Below are 15,228 nucleotides of genomic sequence, written 5' to 3'. Positions count from 1 at the left end.
AAATTATGCCTGCTTATTTTAGCAGGCATAATGTTAAGCATTATTTAGGGGCGTAGCTCAGTTGGTAGAGCACCGGTCTCCAAAACCGGGTGTCGCGAGTTCGAATCTCTCCGCCCCTGCCATATAAATAGCCCTTCGTGAAAGCGAAGGGTTTTTTTATGTCAAAAGTAACCATTTAGTTCTATTTTCATACAGTTCGTCTGCCTCTTTTTACGTATTATTTCCCGTTTAGCTAACATCTATTCAAATTGTTCACATCATAAATCCCCATTTATCCTGTCAACTCACAAATTACCATTACTCCACTAACCACTCTTATTAGTCATATTTCTCATTAAAATCCTGCTGCCTCATATAAGGGTAACGTTCCCAATCCATGTCTATTTAGCTGAATTTATGTACAAAATGATTGTTATTCTATGGTGTGACGCTGCTCATTATTACTTTCACGAAATGTACTAAAACTAATTAGCCTTTTAGCTATCAGGAAGCTCACCTTAAAAAATATCATATATTTTGAGAATAACATTCTCTGCAAATTGGCCGAAATTCAGCGCAATCAATGTTCTGAATGAGCATATTAACTGTTCTTTAGAATAGTAATGAGTCAGCGGCTCGACGATGGCAAGTGAGGAGATAAATATGTACAGACGTTTACTGTTAGCGGCTGCTGTGACAGCAGCAATGTGTAGTGCAGTCCAAGCAGCTCCATTAGTTGTAGGTTTTTCTCAAATAGGTTCCGAGTCCGGTTGGCGTTCTGCGGAAACCAAAGTTTCTAAACAAGAAGCGGAGAAACGCGGAATAACATTAAAAATCGCGGATGCTCAGCAAAAACAAGAAAACCAAATCAAAGCAGTAAGATCGTTTATCGCCCAAGGTGTTGATGCCATTTTTATTGCTCCTGTGGTGGCAACCGGTTGGACGCCAGTGTTACAGGAAGCAAAAGAAGCCAAAATCCCGGTATTCCTGCTTGATCGTATGATTGAGGTGAATGACCCCTCTTTATATACAGCGGCAGTGGCTTCGGACAGCGTATATGAAGGTAAGGTTGCAGGTGAATGGTTGTTGAAAGATGTGGCAGGCAAACCCTGTAATGTGGTTGAACTCCAAGGCACTGTCGGTTCCAGTGTGGCCATTAACCGCAAAAAAGGTTTTGCTGATGGAATTGCCTTTGCGCCTAATGTGAAAATAATTCGTTCTCAATCAGGGGATTTCACACGCAGTAAAGGCAAAGAGGTTATGGAGAGCTTTATCAAAGCAGAGCAAAACGGCAAAAATATCTGTGCTGTTTATGCACATAACGATGATATGGCCATTGGTGCCATTCAAGCTATTAAAGAAGCGGGTCTGAAATCTGGCTCCGAAATCAAAATTGTTTCTATCGATGGTGTGCCAGATATTTTCAAAGCAATGAGTAGTGGTGAAGCAAATGCTACCGTTGAATTAACACCCAATATGGCCGGTCCAGCTTTTGATGCATTAATTGCATTGAAGAAGGACGGCACTCAGCCACCTAAGTTTATCCAGACAGAATCACGTTTATTACAGCCCGATACGGCTAAACAGGAATATGAATCCAAGAAGAGCTTGGGTTATTGATTTAAAAGGCGGGATTTGTCCCGCCTGCTTTCGTCACCTGTATTTGGGCAATATCTGAGTCATTTTTGAACGTGGGTACATCTGATGGAAACACTGCTAGAAGTCCGTGGCTTGTCAGTTGAATTTCCTGGTGTTAAGGCATTGGATTTTGTTGATTTCTCTTTGCAGCGCGGTGAGGTTGTAGCTTTACTGGGCGAGAATGGTGCAGGAAAATCGACGTTAATTAAAGCATTAACCGGGGTCTATAAGCGGGCAGCCGGCGAAGTCTATTTAGATGGTGTAGCCATTTGTCCTATTGATACAGCAGATGCTCAAAAAATGGGCATTGGTACAGTTTATCAAGAGGTCAATTTACTCCCCAATATCTCTATTGCAGCAAATCTCTTTATAGGCCGTGAACCATTGCATTGGGGATTAATTGATCATCGCACGATGAATCAACAAGCAACAAAATTACTGAAAGGCTATGGCCTGGAGTTGGATGTTCAGCGGCCTTTGGCTGATTTCTCTATTGCAATACAACAGATTGTTGCGATTGCTCGGGCAGTTGATCTATCCGCTAAGGTATTGATTCTGGATGAGCCGACGGCAAGTTTGGATGCTAAAGAAGTCAGTATGTTATTGGATATTTTGCGACAGTTGCGTGATCAAGGTATTGGTATGGTTTTCGTGACACATTTCCTCGATCAGGTTTATCGGATCAGCGATCGTATTACCGTTTTGCGTAATGGCAAGCTCGTCGGCACAAAAAACACTACAGAACTCCCCCGCATTGAATTGGTTCAGATGATGCTAGGCCATAGCTTTGACGAACAATTATTAAAACGTGGTGAACATAATATTGTGGTAAGTAACCCATTAGTTGAATTCAAAAACTATAGTCGGCGAGGAGTGGTGGAGAACTTCGATTTATCTGTTTCTCCCGGAGAAATTGTCGGTCTGGCCGGGCTATTAGGCTCGGGTCGCACGGAAACAGCGCAGTTAATTTTTGGTGTCACCACACCTGATACTGGCGAAGCCAAAATTCAGGGCAAACCGGTTAAAATTAGAACGCCACGAAAAGCGTCGAAATATGGTTTTGGTTATTGCCCGGAAGATCGTAAAACTGACGGCATTGTGGGGGCCGCGACGGTACGAGAAAACATTATTTTGGCCCTACAGGCCCAGCGCGGGTGGTTGAGGCCAATTTCTATACGTGAACAAATCCAAATTGCAGAGGATTTTATCCAGCAATTGGGTATTCGAACTCCTGGCCCTGAACAGCAAATTCAGTACCTCTCCGGCGGAAACCAGCAAAAAGTTTTGTTAGCCCGCTGGTTGGCCACAAAACCTCGATTTTTAATATTAGATGAACCGACTCGGGGCATTGATGTGGGGGCTCATGCTGAAATCATTCGGTTAATTGAAAAGTTATGTGATGAAGGATTAGCACTGCTCATTATCTCTTCCGAATTAGAGGAATTGGCAGGTTACGCCGATCGCGTCATTGTTTTGCGAGATCGTCGCCATATTGCACAACTCGGTCACGATGAGATTTCTGTTCCTGCCATTATGCAGGCGATCGCGGTGCAATAAGGAGTTACCTCATGGGAAACAGGAGCCTATCTATGCCGCAAAGGCCGCGTAAAGTTAAATGGGTCTTGCCGAGCGGTGCTACTCAATTTGGTGCTCTGGCGGTCATTTTATTGATTGATAGTTTGGTCGCACCACACTTTTTTTCAATTCATATTCAGGATGGCCGGCTGTTTGGCAGTGTGATTGATATCTTAAACCGGGGTGCTCCCGTTGCGTTATTGGCACTGGGAATGACGTTAGTGATCGCAACCGGAGGCATCGATTTATCAGTTGGAGCGGTGATGGCGATAGCCGGTGCGACTGCGGCCACATTAACCAGCGCAGGATATCCCTTATTGGTGGTATTGATCGCAGCACTTGCTGTCGGTGCGTTATGCGGCTTATGGAATGGTTTTTTGGTCGCGGTATTACAAATTCAACCGATTGTTGCCACCTTGATGTTAATGGTTGCAGGGCGAGGTATAGCTCAACTGATTACCGAAGGCCAGATTGTCACATTTGATAGCGGAGGGTTGGCAGAGTTAGGCAGCAGCACCTTGATGTATATGCCAATGTCTGTGGTCATCGCATTTAGTATGCTGATTATTGTGTGGCTATTGACGCGCAAAACGGCACTGGGGTTGTTTATTGAGTCTGTTGGTATCAACCTGCGTTCAGCACGTAATGCGGGGGTAAGTACCCGTTTGGTGCTGATTTCGGTATATGTCATTTGTGGTGTCTGTGCGGCAGTTGCGGGCATTATCGTGACCGCCGATATCCGTGGTGCAGATGCTAATAATGCCGGTTTATGGTTGGAGTTGGATGCTATTTTGGCGGTGGTCATTGGCGGTGCATCTTTAATGGGTGGGCGTTTTAATCTTTTACTTTCAGTGATTGGTGCTTTGATTATTCAGGGTATGAATACTGGGATTTTGCTTTCTGGCTACCAACCGGAATTCAATCTGGTTCTTAAAGCCATTGTGGTGTTAGCCGTATTGGTGGTGCAGTCACCGATGATCTCATTGAGCCATATCTTCACGAGGCGAAAATAATGTTAAAGCGTAATATTCCTTTGCTGATGACTATCGCCGTTTTTATTCTGGGATATGCCTTTTGTCTCAGTCAGTTTCCCAGCTTCTCTTCCTCTCGTGTTTGGTGTGACTTACTGACAGATAATGCTTTTTTGGGCATTGTTGCTGTGGGCATGACCTTTGTTATTTTATCCGGCGGTATTGATTTATCTGTCGGTTCAGTTATTGCGTTTACTGGCGTGCTGCTGGCGAAGCTAATCGGAACCTATGGCATTCATCCTATGTATGCTTTTGCCATTACATTGATTATGGGGGCGATGTTTGGCGCATTGATGGGGTGGATTATTGATTCTCTGAAACTCCCTGCGTTTATTATTACTCTGGCTGGGATGTTCTTCGTTCGTGGCATGAGTTTTATCGTGTCTGAAGAGTCGATACCCATTGATCATCCACTTTATGCCACGTTGGCAAATTTCGCCTGGAAAGTCCCCGGCGGGGGGCGGTTCACGTTATTAGCTTTTATCATGCTAATAGTTGTGGCATTTGGCATTCTCTTGGCTCATCGAACACGTTTTGGTCATAACGTCTATGCCATTGGGGGAAATAGCGTTTCTGCCGGCTTGATGGGGGTTCCGGTCAGACAAACGACGATAAAAATCTATATGCTGTCGAGCACGCTAGCCGCGTTATCTGGAATTGTTTTTTCTCTCTACACGTCTGCCGGTTATGCCTTAGCAGCCAGTGGTGTTGAGCTGGATGCGATTGCTGCTGTGGTTATCGGCGGTACGTTGCTCACCGGCGGTATTGGCACCGTTTTTGGTACTCTATTTGGCGTCCTGATTCAGGGGCTTATCCAGAGTTATATCACTTTTGATGGCACGCTTAGTTCATGGTGGACCAAGATTGTCATTGGTATTCTGTTATTTAGTTTTATTGCCATTCAGAAGGCGATGAGCGCTTTTTATCTAAATCGTCGGGCACACCCTAAGTCGCCGCCACTTAATCCGGTGTAGCGCTTTGGGTTGTGTTATTTATTGGTGTTTTTAAGAGTTGCCGGATCAATGTTTGCTGGTCGCTGTTTTGTAACCAAACTGCATACAGTGGTCGTACAACAGGTGGAATGTCAGCATTGATAATGAGCTGGGGATATTCTTTTTGCCAATGTTCTGGTAGGAAGGCGCAACCGCCAGTGCTTTCCAGCAGTTGTCGGGTTAACTGTGCGGAGGTGGTGGTTAATACGGGCATTTGTTCACTGTTGAGCAATCTATTTTCTTGTTGATGGACGTCAGCACCCCATTCAAGTTTGATATAGGGCGCTTCATTTGCATTATTATGCGCAACAGGCGCTGTTACTTCTTGTAATGAATCAAGCGGAATCATCGAATACAGCCGTAGAGAAAAATGCCCCAGTAGCTGGCTGGCCAGTTCGTCCATTTTCGGTGGTTCAGTTGTTATTAATAAATCCAGTTGCCGTTCGTGCAGCTGCTTGACCAGTGACTGTCTGAGCGCTATTCGTGCTTCAAGGCGCAATGCTTCACGCTGTTTATAGAGTAGTTGTAACCATGGCGTCAGATATGCCTCCCATAGTGATGCGGTTGCACCGATGGATAACTCGGCGTGCTGTAGCGAGTGTGCAACCTCTTTTTTTGCCAACTGCCAGGTACTCATCAGCGATTCTGCGTAGGGAACCAACCGTTCACCCGCAGGTGTTAGGCGAATATTATTGCGATGGCGAGTGAATAAATTTGCACCTAACTGATTTTCCAATTGACGGATACGAAAACTCACCGCCGACTGTGTTAAGTACAAAGATTCAGCTGCGCGCCCAAAGTGGCGGGTTCTACTGACCTCCAAAAAGGTTTTCAGTAATTCGGTATCCAAACCTATCTCCAATTTATTTTGTCGTTAAGATTTAAATGTTTTGTTTTACACGATGTCAAGCCTATCTAATACTCCGCGCCATAAACAGCACGACCATGAGAGAATTAGGAGCGTGTCAGATGGCGGATAGCTTCATCACGACCAATCGTTTTTTTGATAATAAACACTATCCTCGCGGGTTCTCGCGTCACGGCGATTTCACCATTAAAGAGGCGCAATTACTAGAGCGCCACGGCTACGCCTTTAACGAACTCGACTTAGGTAAACGTGAACCTGCTACTGAAGAAGAGCAACTATTTGTTGCTGTTTGTCGCGGCGAACGTGAGCCGGTCAGTGCTGAGGAAAAGGTGTGGTCCAAATATGTGACCCACACTCGTCGGCCTAAGCGCTTCCACACCTTGTCTGGCGGCAAACCGCAGATGGATGCAGTGGAAGATTATACTGACAGTGACGATTAATATCTGCCGTACTTGAAGTTGCAGAGGGATTCTATTGTCTGCAACTTCAATGATTCCGGGTGCGACCGGGTACGAATAGTGGTTAAAATAGGAGGTTTTGCCTCCTATTTCACATCAGGTTTTTGTGTAACTGCGCCAGTAGGCGGTCCATACAACGATAGCTTAGTGCTTCTGCTAGGTGATTTTTTTGAATGTTTTTCTCCAGAGCAAGGTCGGCAATGGTCCGTGCGACTTTCAGAATATGATGCCAGGCACGTACTGACAGACCTAACGTCAGTAATACCTGTTCAAGAAAAGCCGCATCCGCAGGTGCTAAATAACAATATTTCGTCACTTCATGGCTACCGAGCTGTGTATTGATCTTCCCCGCCCGTTCTAATTGCGTTCTTCTTGCCTGTAATACCCGTTGCCTGACGATTTCGCTACTTTCCCCTGGGTTTTTCTGCGCGCGCAGCATCCCAGCAGGCAGTAAAGGGACTTCTATTGATATATCAAATCTATCGAGAAACGGCCCAGACAGTTTTGCCAGATAGCGCAGAACCTGTTGTGGCGGTGTTCGGTTATGAACTCCCTGATAATGCCCACTGGGGCTGGGATTCATAGCAGCAATAAGTTGTACTTTAGCAGGGAAGCAAACTTTAGCTGCTGCACGGGAAATGATAATTTCGCCTGACTCCAGCGGTTCACGCAGCGAATCTAATACCCGTCGTTCAAATTCAGGCAGTTCATCGAGAAATAACACACCGTTATGTGCCAGCGATATCTCACCAGGACGAGGGATTGTTCCACCGCCCACCAGTGCGGCCATCGATGCGCTGTGATGCGGAGCACGAAAGGCCCGACAGCGCCATTGAGCGGGGCGTTCGTTACTGTGTAGCAAGCCATTGATTGCGGCTGCCTCCAGTGCCTCCTGATCTGTCAAAGGAGGTAATAACCCGGTTAAGCGATTGGCCAGCATGGTTTTACCGGTTCCCGGTGGCCCAAGTAGCAATAAGTTATGCCCCCCCGCCGCGGCAATTTCCAACGCGCGCTTGGCTTGTGACTGGCCGATAATATCTTGTAGGTCAAGGCTGTTATCCCATGATTGGGGGGGAGCTGGCACCTGACCCTGGGCGAGCGTATTTTCACCCTGTAAGAAACCACACACGGCAAGCAAGTGGTCCGCGACCCAGCTATCACCTTGTGGGATCAAGCCAATTTCCAGGTTGTTGGCGGACGGGAGAATTAACTGACGTTTGGCCTGGCTGCTGGCGAGTGCCGCTGGAATTGCGCCGCAAACCCGCCTTAGTGCTCCTGAAAGTGCTAACTCACCCAAGAACTCATATTGCGCTAATCGATCGGCAGGGATCTGTTCTGAGGCCGCCAATATCGCTAACGCGATAGGGAGATCATAACGCCCGCCTTCTTTGGGTAAATCTGCCGGTGCCAGACTGACGGTGATTCGTTTGGCCGGAAAGGTAAAGCCGCTATTAATTAATGCACTACGAACCCTGTCACGCGCTTCTTTTACTGTTGTTTCGGGTAAACCAACCAATACCAGCCCAGGTAACCCGTTACTGATATGCACTTCTACCGTAACCGGTGGTGCCTGAATGCCCAAGGTTGCGCGGGTATGGATAATTGCCAGTGACATGATGCTTCCCTTTGTGGTGATGCGTCCTTGCCGCCAGTTGAGGTGGCCGTGGGTGATAGCTGCAACAGGGTGCCTCACGCCTCTTTTTAGTGCAGAAAAGAATGATGAGATTGCGAGCGTTCACGAGAAGTTTCGCTGCAATAAATGCCGTGCAATTGAACGTTGCGCAGGAGATTGCAAAAAAAGCAAACTGCCAGTGCGGGTTTTAATGATTGATAATTAATATATTTGTGGCGTTTCGTGTGCGGGATGACAAAATAATTTTTTAAATAAATATTGTCAGACAACCGATAACTGTGATAACTCTGTAGGTATTCGTTCGACACTAGACAGATGAACAACCTAATTATGAAAGCGATTTTCCAAGTGATTAACCTAGTCCTAATTAGCGTGGTGGTGATTATTATCCCACCGTGCGGGGCTGCACTTGGACGAATAAAGGCATAAAAATCAAGCCTTAATCTCAAGAAAACCCCCGCACCGAAAGGTTCGGGGGTTTTTTTATTGGTACGTTAAACGACGTGAGGAACATAAAATGCACAACAGAATAAAATGCTGTTCCTTGCGGGAAAGGTCGGGGAAATAACTATGAATGGTGCTCAGTGGGTAGTTCAAGCGTTGCGTGCGCAGGGAGTTAGTACGGTATTCGGCTACCCAGGTGGTGCGATCATGCCTGTCTACGATGCTTTGTATGATGGTGGTGTCGAGCATCTGCTCTGTCGCCACGAACAAGGCGCTGCCATTGCTGCGATTGGCTATGCGCGGGCAACCGGTAAAGTCGGGGTATGTATTGCCACGTCCGGCCCCGGAGCCACCAATCTGATCACTGGTTTGGCTGATGCTTTACTTGATTCTGTACCGGTTATCGCCATCACCGGTCAGGTCGGCTCCGCGTTAATCGGCACTGATGCTTTTCAGGAAATTGATGTCTTGGGCCTCTCTCTGGCCTGTACCAAACACAGTTTTCTGGTCGAATCATTAGATGCGCTGCCAGGTATCATGGCAGAAGCCTTTGCTATCGCTACCAGCGGTCGCCCTGGGCCGGTATTAATCGATATTCCAAAAGATATTCAGTTGGCTGTTGGAGAATTGACCCCGCATTTGATGCCCGTTGAAGAGCATCTGGTGGATTCCGCCGCCGAGTTGCAGCAAGCCAAAGAGATGTTGGCCACCGCGCAAAAACCGATGTTGTATGTCGGTGGCGGGGTTGGCATGGCACAGGCCGTTCCTGCCTTACGTGCTTTTATCGAGGTGACCGGTATTCCTGCGGTGGCTACCTTGAAAGGTTTGGGCGCACCGGATACTAATCACCCGTGCTATCTGGGTATGCTGGGGATGCATGGCACTAAAGCGGCCAACTTTGCGGTGCAGGATTGTGATTTATTGATAGCCGTTGGCGCACGGTTTGATGACCGCGTAACCGGTAAGCTGAATACATTTGCCGCGAAAGCCAAAGTTATCCATATGGATATCGATCCGGCTGAATTGAGTAAATTGCGTCAGGCGCATGTCGCGTTGCAGGGGGATTTGAATGTATTGCTGCCTGCGTTGCAGCAGCCACTGAATATCCAGCCGTGGCGTGATGAGGTTATGGCATTAAAACAACAGTATAGCTGGCGTTATGATCACCCCGGTCAGGCAATTTATGCTCCGTTATTACTCAAGCAGATTTCCGAACGTAAAGCGCCGCAGACCATAGTGACTACCGATGTCGGTCAACATCAGATGTGGACGGCGCAGCATATGAGTTTTACCCGCCCTGAGAACTTCATCACCTCTAGCGGTTTGGGTACCATGGGTTTTGGCGTCCCCGCTGCTGTTGGCGCGCAAATGGCCCGCCCGGATGACATGGTTATCTGCGTTTCTGGTGATGGCTCGTTTATGATGAATGTTCAGGAGTTGGGCACGATAAAACGAAAACAGTTACCGCTGAAAATCGTTTTATTGGATAACCAGCGATTGGGTATGGTTCGGCAGTGGCAGCAACTGTTTTTTGATGGACGTTATAGCGAAACCAATCTTTCTGATAACCCCGATTTCATCACACTGGCCAGTGCTTTTAACATCCCCGGCCAACGTATCACCCGCAAAGACCAAGTCGATGCCGCTCTGGATGCGCTGTTTAACAGCAAAGGCCCTTATCTGCTCCAGGTTTCCATCGATGAACTCGAAAATGTTTGGCCGTTAGTACCGCCAGGCGCAGGCAATGAAACCATGCTGGAGAAAATCTCATGATGCCACATCAACCCTCTATCCAACATCAAATCTCTATCCAAGCCCGCTTCCGCCCTGAGATGTTAGAGCGTGTTTTGCGGGTTGTGCGGCACCGCGGTTTTCAGGTTTGTGCTATGAATATGTCGCCAATGATTGACGACGAAAATGTTAATATTGAATTGACCGTTGCCAGCGGGCGACCTGTCGATTTACTGTCTTCTCAGCTGAGTAAGCTTATGGATGTCGCCTGCGTCGAGATCTTACAACCTAATTCATTACAGATACGCGCCTGATGCGCCACAAGGAAAGAAAAGAATGACGAAGAAAGCTGATTTTATTTGGTTTAACGGTGAAATGGTTCCGTGGGCAGAGGCGAAAGTTCATGTGATGTCTCACGCGTTACACTACGGCACGTCAGTCTTCGAAGGTGTGCGTTGCTACGACTCCCACAAAGGGCCAGTCGTTTTCCGTCACCGCGAACATATGCAGCGTTTACATGACTCAGCCAAAATTTATCGTATGCCGGTTTCCCAAACCGTTGATGAGCTGATGGAAGCTTGCCGCGCAACGCTGCGCAAAAATAATCTGACCAGCGCGTATATCCGCCCGTTAGTGTTTATTGGTGATGTCGGTATGGGTGTGAACCCGCCAGATGGCTATAAAACTGACGTGATTATCGCGGCGTTCCCGTGGGGGGCTTATCTGGGGGCCGAAGCACTGGAGCAAGGTATTGATGCGATGGTTTCTTCATGGAACCGTGTGGCACCCAACACCATTCCAACAGCGGCTAAAGCCGGTGGTAACTATCTCTCTTCCTTGCTGGTGGGCAGTGAAGCACGCCGTCACGGTTATCAGGAAGGGATTGCACTGGATATTCATGGTTTCTTGTCTGAAGGGGCCGGTGAGAACCTGTTCGAAGTCAAAGATGGCATTCTGTTCACGCCGCCGTTTACCTCTTCTGCTTTGCCGGGCATTACCCGCGATGCAATTATTAAACTGGCGAAAGATATGGGCCTGGAAGTGCGTGAGCAGGTGCTATCGCGTGAATCTCTCTATTTGGCCGATGAAGTGTTTATGTCCGGTACTGCGGCAGAAATTACCCCTGTACGCAGCGTGGATGGCATTCAGGTGGGTATTGGTAAACGTGGCCCAGTCACGACCAAAATTCAACAAGCGTTCTTTGGCTTGTTCACCGGTGCAACTGAAGATAAGTACGGTTGGCTGGACCCAATCAATCAATAATAAATAAAAACTGACAGACAGAATCAGCAGGTGGTTCGTTCGCCACCTGCAACACAGAATACATTGGAGTGAAGAGACAATGCCTAAGTACCGTTCCCATACCACCACTCATGGCCGCAATATGGCTGGTGCCCGCGCGTTGTGGCGCGCAACCGGTATGACCGATGATGACTTCGGCAAACCGATTATTGCAGTAGTTAACTCATTTACCCAGTTTGTTCCGGGCCACGTTCATTTGCGCGACTTAGGCAAGCTGGTTGCAGAGCAAATTGAAGCCTCTGGCGGTGTGGCGAAAGAGTTCAACACTATTGCGGTGGATGATGGGATCGCGATGGGCCACGGCGGTATGCTCTATTCACTGCCTTCGCGTGAATTAATTGCCGACTCGGTTGAGTACATGGTTAACGCCCATTGCGCGGATGCGATGGTCTGTATCTCTAACTGCGACAAAATTACCCCAGGGATGTTGATGGCGTCTCTGCGACTGAATATTCCGGTTATCTTTGTGTCCGGCGGCCCGATGGAAGCCGGTAAAACTAAATTATCCGATAAAATCATCAAGCTGGATTTGGTTGATGCCATGATTCAGGGTGCAAATCCGAATGTCAGCGATGCCGACAGTGATCAGATTGAACGTTCTGCCTGCCCAACCTGCGGTTCCTGTTCCGGGATGTTTACTGCCAACTCGATGAACTGCCTGAATGAAGCGCTGGGACTGGCGTTGCCGGGTAACGGTTCACTGTTGGCGACCCATGCTGACCGTAAGCAACTGTTCCTCGATGCCGGTAAGCATATTGTGGCGTTGACCAAACGTTATTACGAACAGGATGATGTCAGCGCCTTGCCGCGCAGCATTGCCAACAAAGCCGCATTTGAAAACGCCATGACGCTGGATATTGCGATGGGCGGCTCGACTAACACGGTGTTGCACTTACTGGCTGCGGCGCAAGAAGGGGATATTGATTTCGATATTAGTGATATCGACCGTTTATCGCGTCAGGTGCCTCATTTGTGCAAAGTGGCACCGAGCACGCAGAAATACCATATGGAAGACGTGCACCGCGCGGGTGGCGTGATGGGGATTTTAGGCGAACTGGACAGGGCCGACTTGCTTAACCGCGAAGTGCGCAACGTGTTGGGGCTGAATCTGACACAAACGCTGGCAGCCTATGATGTGATGCTGACCCGCGATGAAGGCGTCAAGCAGATGTATGCCGCAGGCCCGGCTGGCATCCGTACCACGAAAGCCTTCTCGCAGGATTGCCGCTTTCCATCGCTGGATACTGACCGTGAAGAGGGGTGTATCCGTACCCGCGAACATGCTTATAGTCAAGACGGCGGCTTAGCAGTGCTGTACGGCAATATTGCTGCGAATGGCTGCATCGTTAAAACGGCAGGTGTGGACAAAGAGAGCCTGACCTTCCGTGGCCCGGCAAAAGTCTATGAGAGCCAAGATGATGCAGTAGCCGCGATTCTTGGTGGCCAAGTGGTGGCGGGCGATGTGGTGGTTATTCGTTACGAAGGACCGAAAGGCGGGCCAGGGATGCAGGAAATGCTCTATCCAACCACTTATCTGAAATCAATGGGATTGGGCAAGAGCTGTGCGTTGTTAACCGATGGTCGTTTCTCCGGCGGAACCTCCGGTTTGTCGATTGGTCATGTCTCGCCGGAAGCGGCCAGTGGTGGTTTGATTGGTCTGGTACAAAATGGCGATTTTATCGATATCGATATTCCAAATCGCGGCATTGTATTGGATGTGAGTGAATCTGAGCTGACTGCCCGCCGTGATGCAGAAGAGGCTCGTGGCGATGCTGCCTGGTCGCCTAAAGCTCGCGAACGTCAGGTCTCTTATGCGCTACGTGCTTATGCCTTACTGGCAACCAGTGCCGATAAAGGCGCTGTGCGCGACAAAAGTAAGCTGGGAGGCTAATTCTCATGGCGGTATCACAACCCTTATCAACTGCCCCCGATGGGGCAGAATATCTGCGGGCAATATTGCGCGCGCCGGTATATGAGGTGGCGCAAGTCACCCCGCTGCAAGTGATGGAAAAAATTTCCGCCCGCTTGGGTAACACCATTTTGGTGAAACGTGAAGACCGGCAGCCGGTGCACAGTTTTAAACTGCGTGGTGCTTACGCGATGCTGGCTGGCCTGACAGAAGAGCAGAAAGCCTGTGGCGTGATTACCGCTTCTGCCGGTAACCATGCGCAGGGGGTGGCGCTCTCCGCCAGCAAGTTGAGGATCAAGGCGCTGATCGTGATGCCGGTGGCAACCGCTGACATCAAAGTGGACGCGGTGCGCGGTTTTGGCGGTGAGGTGCTGTTGTTCGGTGCCAATTTCGACGAAGCCAAAGGCAAAGCTATCGAATTGTCTCAGTTGCAGGGTTACACCTTTGTGCCGCCATTCGACCATCCGGCAGTGATTGCCGGGCAGGGGACGCTGGCGATGGAGCTTCTTCAGCAAGACGCGCATCTTGACCGGGTGTTTGTTCCGGTCGGCGGCGGCGGGCTGGTGGCCGGTGTGGCGGTACTGATTAAACAGCTAATGCCGCAGATTAAAGTGATTGGGGTTGAAGCCGAGGATTCAGCGTGCTTACGTGCCGCATTGGATGCGGGCAAGCCGGTTGATCTGGCCCGTGTTGGGCTGTTCGCTGAAGGTGTTGCGGTTAAGCGTATTGGTGACGAGCCGTTCCGCCTGTGTCAGGAGTATCTGGACGAGGTGATCACCGTCGACAGTGACGCTATCTGTGCGGCAGTCAAAGACTTATTTGAAGATGTACGCGCTATTGCTGAGCCATCAGGTGCTTTGGCGCTGGCGGGGCTGAAAAAATATGTCCAGCAGCATAATATCAAGGGCGAACGTCTGGCCCATGTGCTTTCGGGTGCTAACGTCAACTTCCACGGATTACGTTATGTATCAGAGCGTTGCGAGTTAGGCGAGCAGCGCGAAGCCTTGCTGGCCGTGACTATCCCTGAGCAAAAAGGCAGCTTCCTGCGATTTTGTGAATTACTGGGGGGGCGTTCCGTCACCGAGTTCAACTACCGATATGCTGATGCCGAAAACGCCTGTATTTTCGTTGGGGTGCGTTTAACGCGCGGTTATGCTGAGCGTGCTGAGATCCTGGCTGAATTGCAGGGTAAAGGTTATCAGGTGGTGGATTTATCTGATGATGAAATGGCCAAGCTGCATGTGCGTTATATGGTCGGTGGGCGTCCTTCCAAGCCGCTGCGTGAGCGCTTATTCAGTTTTGAATTCCCAGAATCACCGGGCGCATTGCTGAAATTCCTGCACACTTTGGGCACGCATTGGAATATTTCTCTGTTCCACTATCGTAGTCATGGAACTGATTTTGGTCGGGTGCTGGCAGGGTTTGAGTTATCAGACTCTGAACCGCAATTTGAACAGCATCTGACCGCCTTGGGTTACGATTGTCATGATGAAACTAACAATCCGGCGTTTAAATTCTTCTTAGCGGGCTAAGCCTTAGACCGTGATATGGCTGTAAATACATATTATTGTCGACAAAAACTCAGAGTGAAGCTCTCTGAGTTTTTTATTGGTAATTTAATTATATTTATCTTCTTATATACTCTCAAAAATAAGTATTATAAATAAA

General features: G+C 48.6%; 13 protein-coding genes and 1 tRNA gene. 12 read left to right on the top strand and 2 right to left on the bottom strand.

Features of this window, described 5'->3' with window-relative positions; genetic code table 11:
- Positions 1-46: 46 nt before the first annotated feature.
- The 5 genes from YALDO0001_RS14530 (at position 47) to yjfF (ending at position 5,197) form a co-directional block, all read left to right on the top strand.
- Positions 47-122, top strand: a tRNA-Trp gene (locus YALDO0001_RS14530).
- Positions 123-642: 520 nt separating this feature from the next.
- Positions 643-1,599, top strand: coding sequence for a galactofuranose ABC transporter, galactofuranose-binding protein YtfQ (gene ytfQ, locus YALDO0001_RS14525; protein WP_042840158.1), 957 nt, complete (start codon positions 643-645; stop codon positions 1,597-1,599).
- Positions 1,600-1,683: 84 nt separating this feature from the next.
- A complete protein-coding gene (ytfR, locus tag YALDO0001_RS14520) occupies positions 1,684-3,174 on the top strand; it encodes a galactofuranose ABC transporter, ATP-binding protein YtfR (protein ID WP_004704183.1) in 1,491 nt (496 codons plus the stop codon).
- 11 nt (positions 3,175-3,185) lie between these two features.
- Positions 3,186-4,205, top strand: a complete 1,020-nt coding sequence (gene ytfT / locus YALDO0001_RS14515) for a galactofuranose ABC transporter, ATP-binding protein YtfT (protein ID WP_082167923.1) — start codon at positions 3,186-3,188, stop codon at positions 4,203-4,205.
- The gene (gene yjfF, locus YALDO0001_RS14510) at positions 4,205-5,197 is read left to right on the top strand and encodes a galactofuranose ABC transporter, permease protein YjfF (protein WP_042840157.1); all 993 of its coding nucleotides are present in this window, start codon (positions 4,205-4,207) and stop codon (positions 5,195-5,197) included. Before ytfT ends, yjfF begins: the two co-directional genes overlap by 1 nt.
- Here yjfF and hdfR read toward each other — a convergent pair.
- Complete coding sequence (hdfR, locus tag YALDO0001_RS14505) at positions 5,184-6,065, bottom strand: HTH-type transcriptional regulator HdfR (RefSeq protein ID WP_042840155.1); 882 nt, start codon at positions 6,063-6,065, stop codon at positions 5,184-5,186. The two genes, yjfF and hdfR, sit on opposite strands and share 14 nt — an antisense overlap.
- A 119-nt stretch (positions 6,066-6,184) precedes the next feature.
- Here hdfR and YALDO0001_RS14500 point away from each other — a divergent pair, with 119 nt between their 5' ends.
- Positions 6,185-6,523: a MaoP family protein gene (locus tag YALDO0001_RS14500; RefSeq protein ID WP_004704181.1), complete on the top strand. Its 339-nt coding sequence runs from the start codon at positions 6,185-6,187 to the stop codon at positions 6,521-6,523.
- A 109-nt stretch (positions 6,524-6,632) separates the two neighbouring features.
- On the opposite strand, the gene YALDO0001_RS14495 is transcribed toward YALDO0001_RS14500, so the two are convergent.
- Positions 6,633-8,156 carry a YifB family Mg chelatase-like AAA ATPase gene (locus tag YALDO0001_RS14495; protein WP_004704180.1) on the bottom strand — a complete coding sequence of 508 codons (1,524 nt, stop codon included), beginning with the start codon at positions 8,154-8,156 and terminating at the stop codon, positions 6,633-6,635.
- A gap of 348 nt (positions 8,157-8,504) precedes the next feature.
- On the opposite strand from YALDO0001_RS14495, the gene ilvL reads away from it, so the two are divergent.
- The 6 genes from ilvL (at position 8,505) to ilvA (ending at position 15,092) form a co-directional block, all read left to right on the top strand.
- The gene (gene ilvL, locus YALDO0001_RS20295) at positions 8,505-8,603 is read left to right on the top strand and encodes an ilv operon leader peptide (RefSeq protein WP_071777720.1); all 99 of its coding nucleotides are present in this window, start codon (positions 8,505-8,507) and stop codon (positions 8,601-8,603) included.
- A 141-nt stretch (positions 8,604-8,744) separates the two neighbouring features.
- Positions 8,745-10,391 carry an acetolactate synthase 2 catalytic subunit gene (ilvG, locus tag YALDO0001_RS14490; RefSeq protein ID WP_004704179.1) on the top strand — a complete coding sequence of 549 codons (1,647 nt, stop codon included), beginning with the start codon at positions 8,745-8,747 and terminating at the stop codon, positions 10,389-10,391.
- Complete coding sequence (gene ilvM / locus YALDO0001_RS14485; RefSeq protein WP_042840161.1) at positions 10,391-10,663, top strand: acetolactate synthase 2 small subunit; 273 nt, start codon at positions 10,391-10,393, stop codon at positions 10,661-10,663. Before ilvG ends, ilvM begins: the two co-directional genes overlap by 1 nt.
- Before the next feature lie 22 nt (positions 10,664-10,685).
- Entirely contained in the window at positions 10,686-11,612 is a 927-nt protein-coding gene (locus YALDO0001_RS14480; RefSeq protein ID WP_004704177.1) for a branched-chain amino acid transaminase, read from the top strand.
- Between the two features lie 79 nt (positions 11,613-11,691).
- A complete protein-coding gene (ilvD, locus tag YALDO0001_RS14475; RefSeq protein ID WP_004704176.1) occupies positions 11,692-13,542 on the top strand; it encodes a dihydroxy-acid dehydratase in 1,851 nt (616 codons plus the stop codon).
- Between the two features lie 5 nt (positions 13,543-13,547).
- The gene (gene ilvA / locus YALDO0001_RS14470) at positions 13,548-15,092 is read left to right on the top strand and encodes a threonine ammonia-lyase, biosynthetic (protein ID WP_004704175.1); all 1,545 of its coding nucleotides are present in this window, start codon (positions 13,548-13,550) and stop codon (positions 15,090-15,092) included.
- Positions 15,093-15,228 lie beyond the last annotated feature (136 nt).

Source organism: Yersinia aldovae ATCC 35236 (assembly GCF_000173735.1).
Lineage (GTDB): Bacteria > Pseudomonadota > Gammaproteobacteria > Enterobacterales > Enterobacteriaceae > Yersinia > Yersinia aldovae.
This window is presented reverse-complemented; position numbering and strand designations above follow the sequence as displayed.

Coding starts and splice junctions, on each gene's coding strand:
- ytfQ (WP_042840158.1), top strand. CDS start 643: ATGTACAGACGTTTACTGTTAGCGGCTGCTGTGACAGCAGCAATGTGT.
- ytfR (WP_004704183.1), top strand. CDS start 1,684: ATGGAAACACTGCTAGAAGTCCGTGGCTTGTCAGTTGAATTTCCTGGT.
- ytfT (WP_082167923.1), top strand. CDS start 3,186: ATGGGAAACAGGAGCCTATCTATGCCGCAAAGGCCGCGTAAAGTTAAA.
- yjfF (WP_042840157.1), top strand. CDS start 4,205: ATGTTAAAGCGTAATATTCCTTTGCTGATGACTATCGCCGTTTTTATT.
- YALDO0001_RS14500 (WP_004704181.1), top strand. CDS start 6,185: ATGGCGGATAGCTTCATCACGACCAATCGTTTTTTTGATAATAAACAC.
- YALDO0001_RS14495 (WP_004704180.1), bottom strand. CDS start 8,156: ATGTCACTGGCAATTATCCATACCCGCGCAACCTTGGGCATTCAGGCA.
- ilvL (WP_071777720.1), top strand. CDS start 8,505: ATGAAAGCGATTTTCCAAGTGATTAACCTAGTCCTAATTAGCGTGGTG.
- ilvG (WP_004704179.1), top strand. CDS start 8,745: ATGAATGGTGCTCAGTGGGTAGTTCAAGCGTTGCGTGCGCAGGGAGTT.
- ilvM (WP_042840161.1), top strand. CDS start 10,391: ATGCCACATCAACCCTCTATCCAACATCAAATCTCTATCCAAGCCCGC.
- YALDO0001_RS14480 (WP_004704177.1), top strand. CDS start 10,686: ATGACGAAGAAAGCTGATTTTATTTGGTTTAACGGTGAAATGGTTCCG.
- ilvD (WP_004704176.1), top strand. CDS start 11,692: ATGCCTAAGTACCGTTCCCATACCACCACTCATGGCCGCAATATGGCT.
- ilvA (WP_004704175.1), top strand. CDS start 13,548: ATGGCGGTATCACAACCCTTATCAACTGCCCCCGATGGGGCAGAATAT.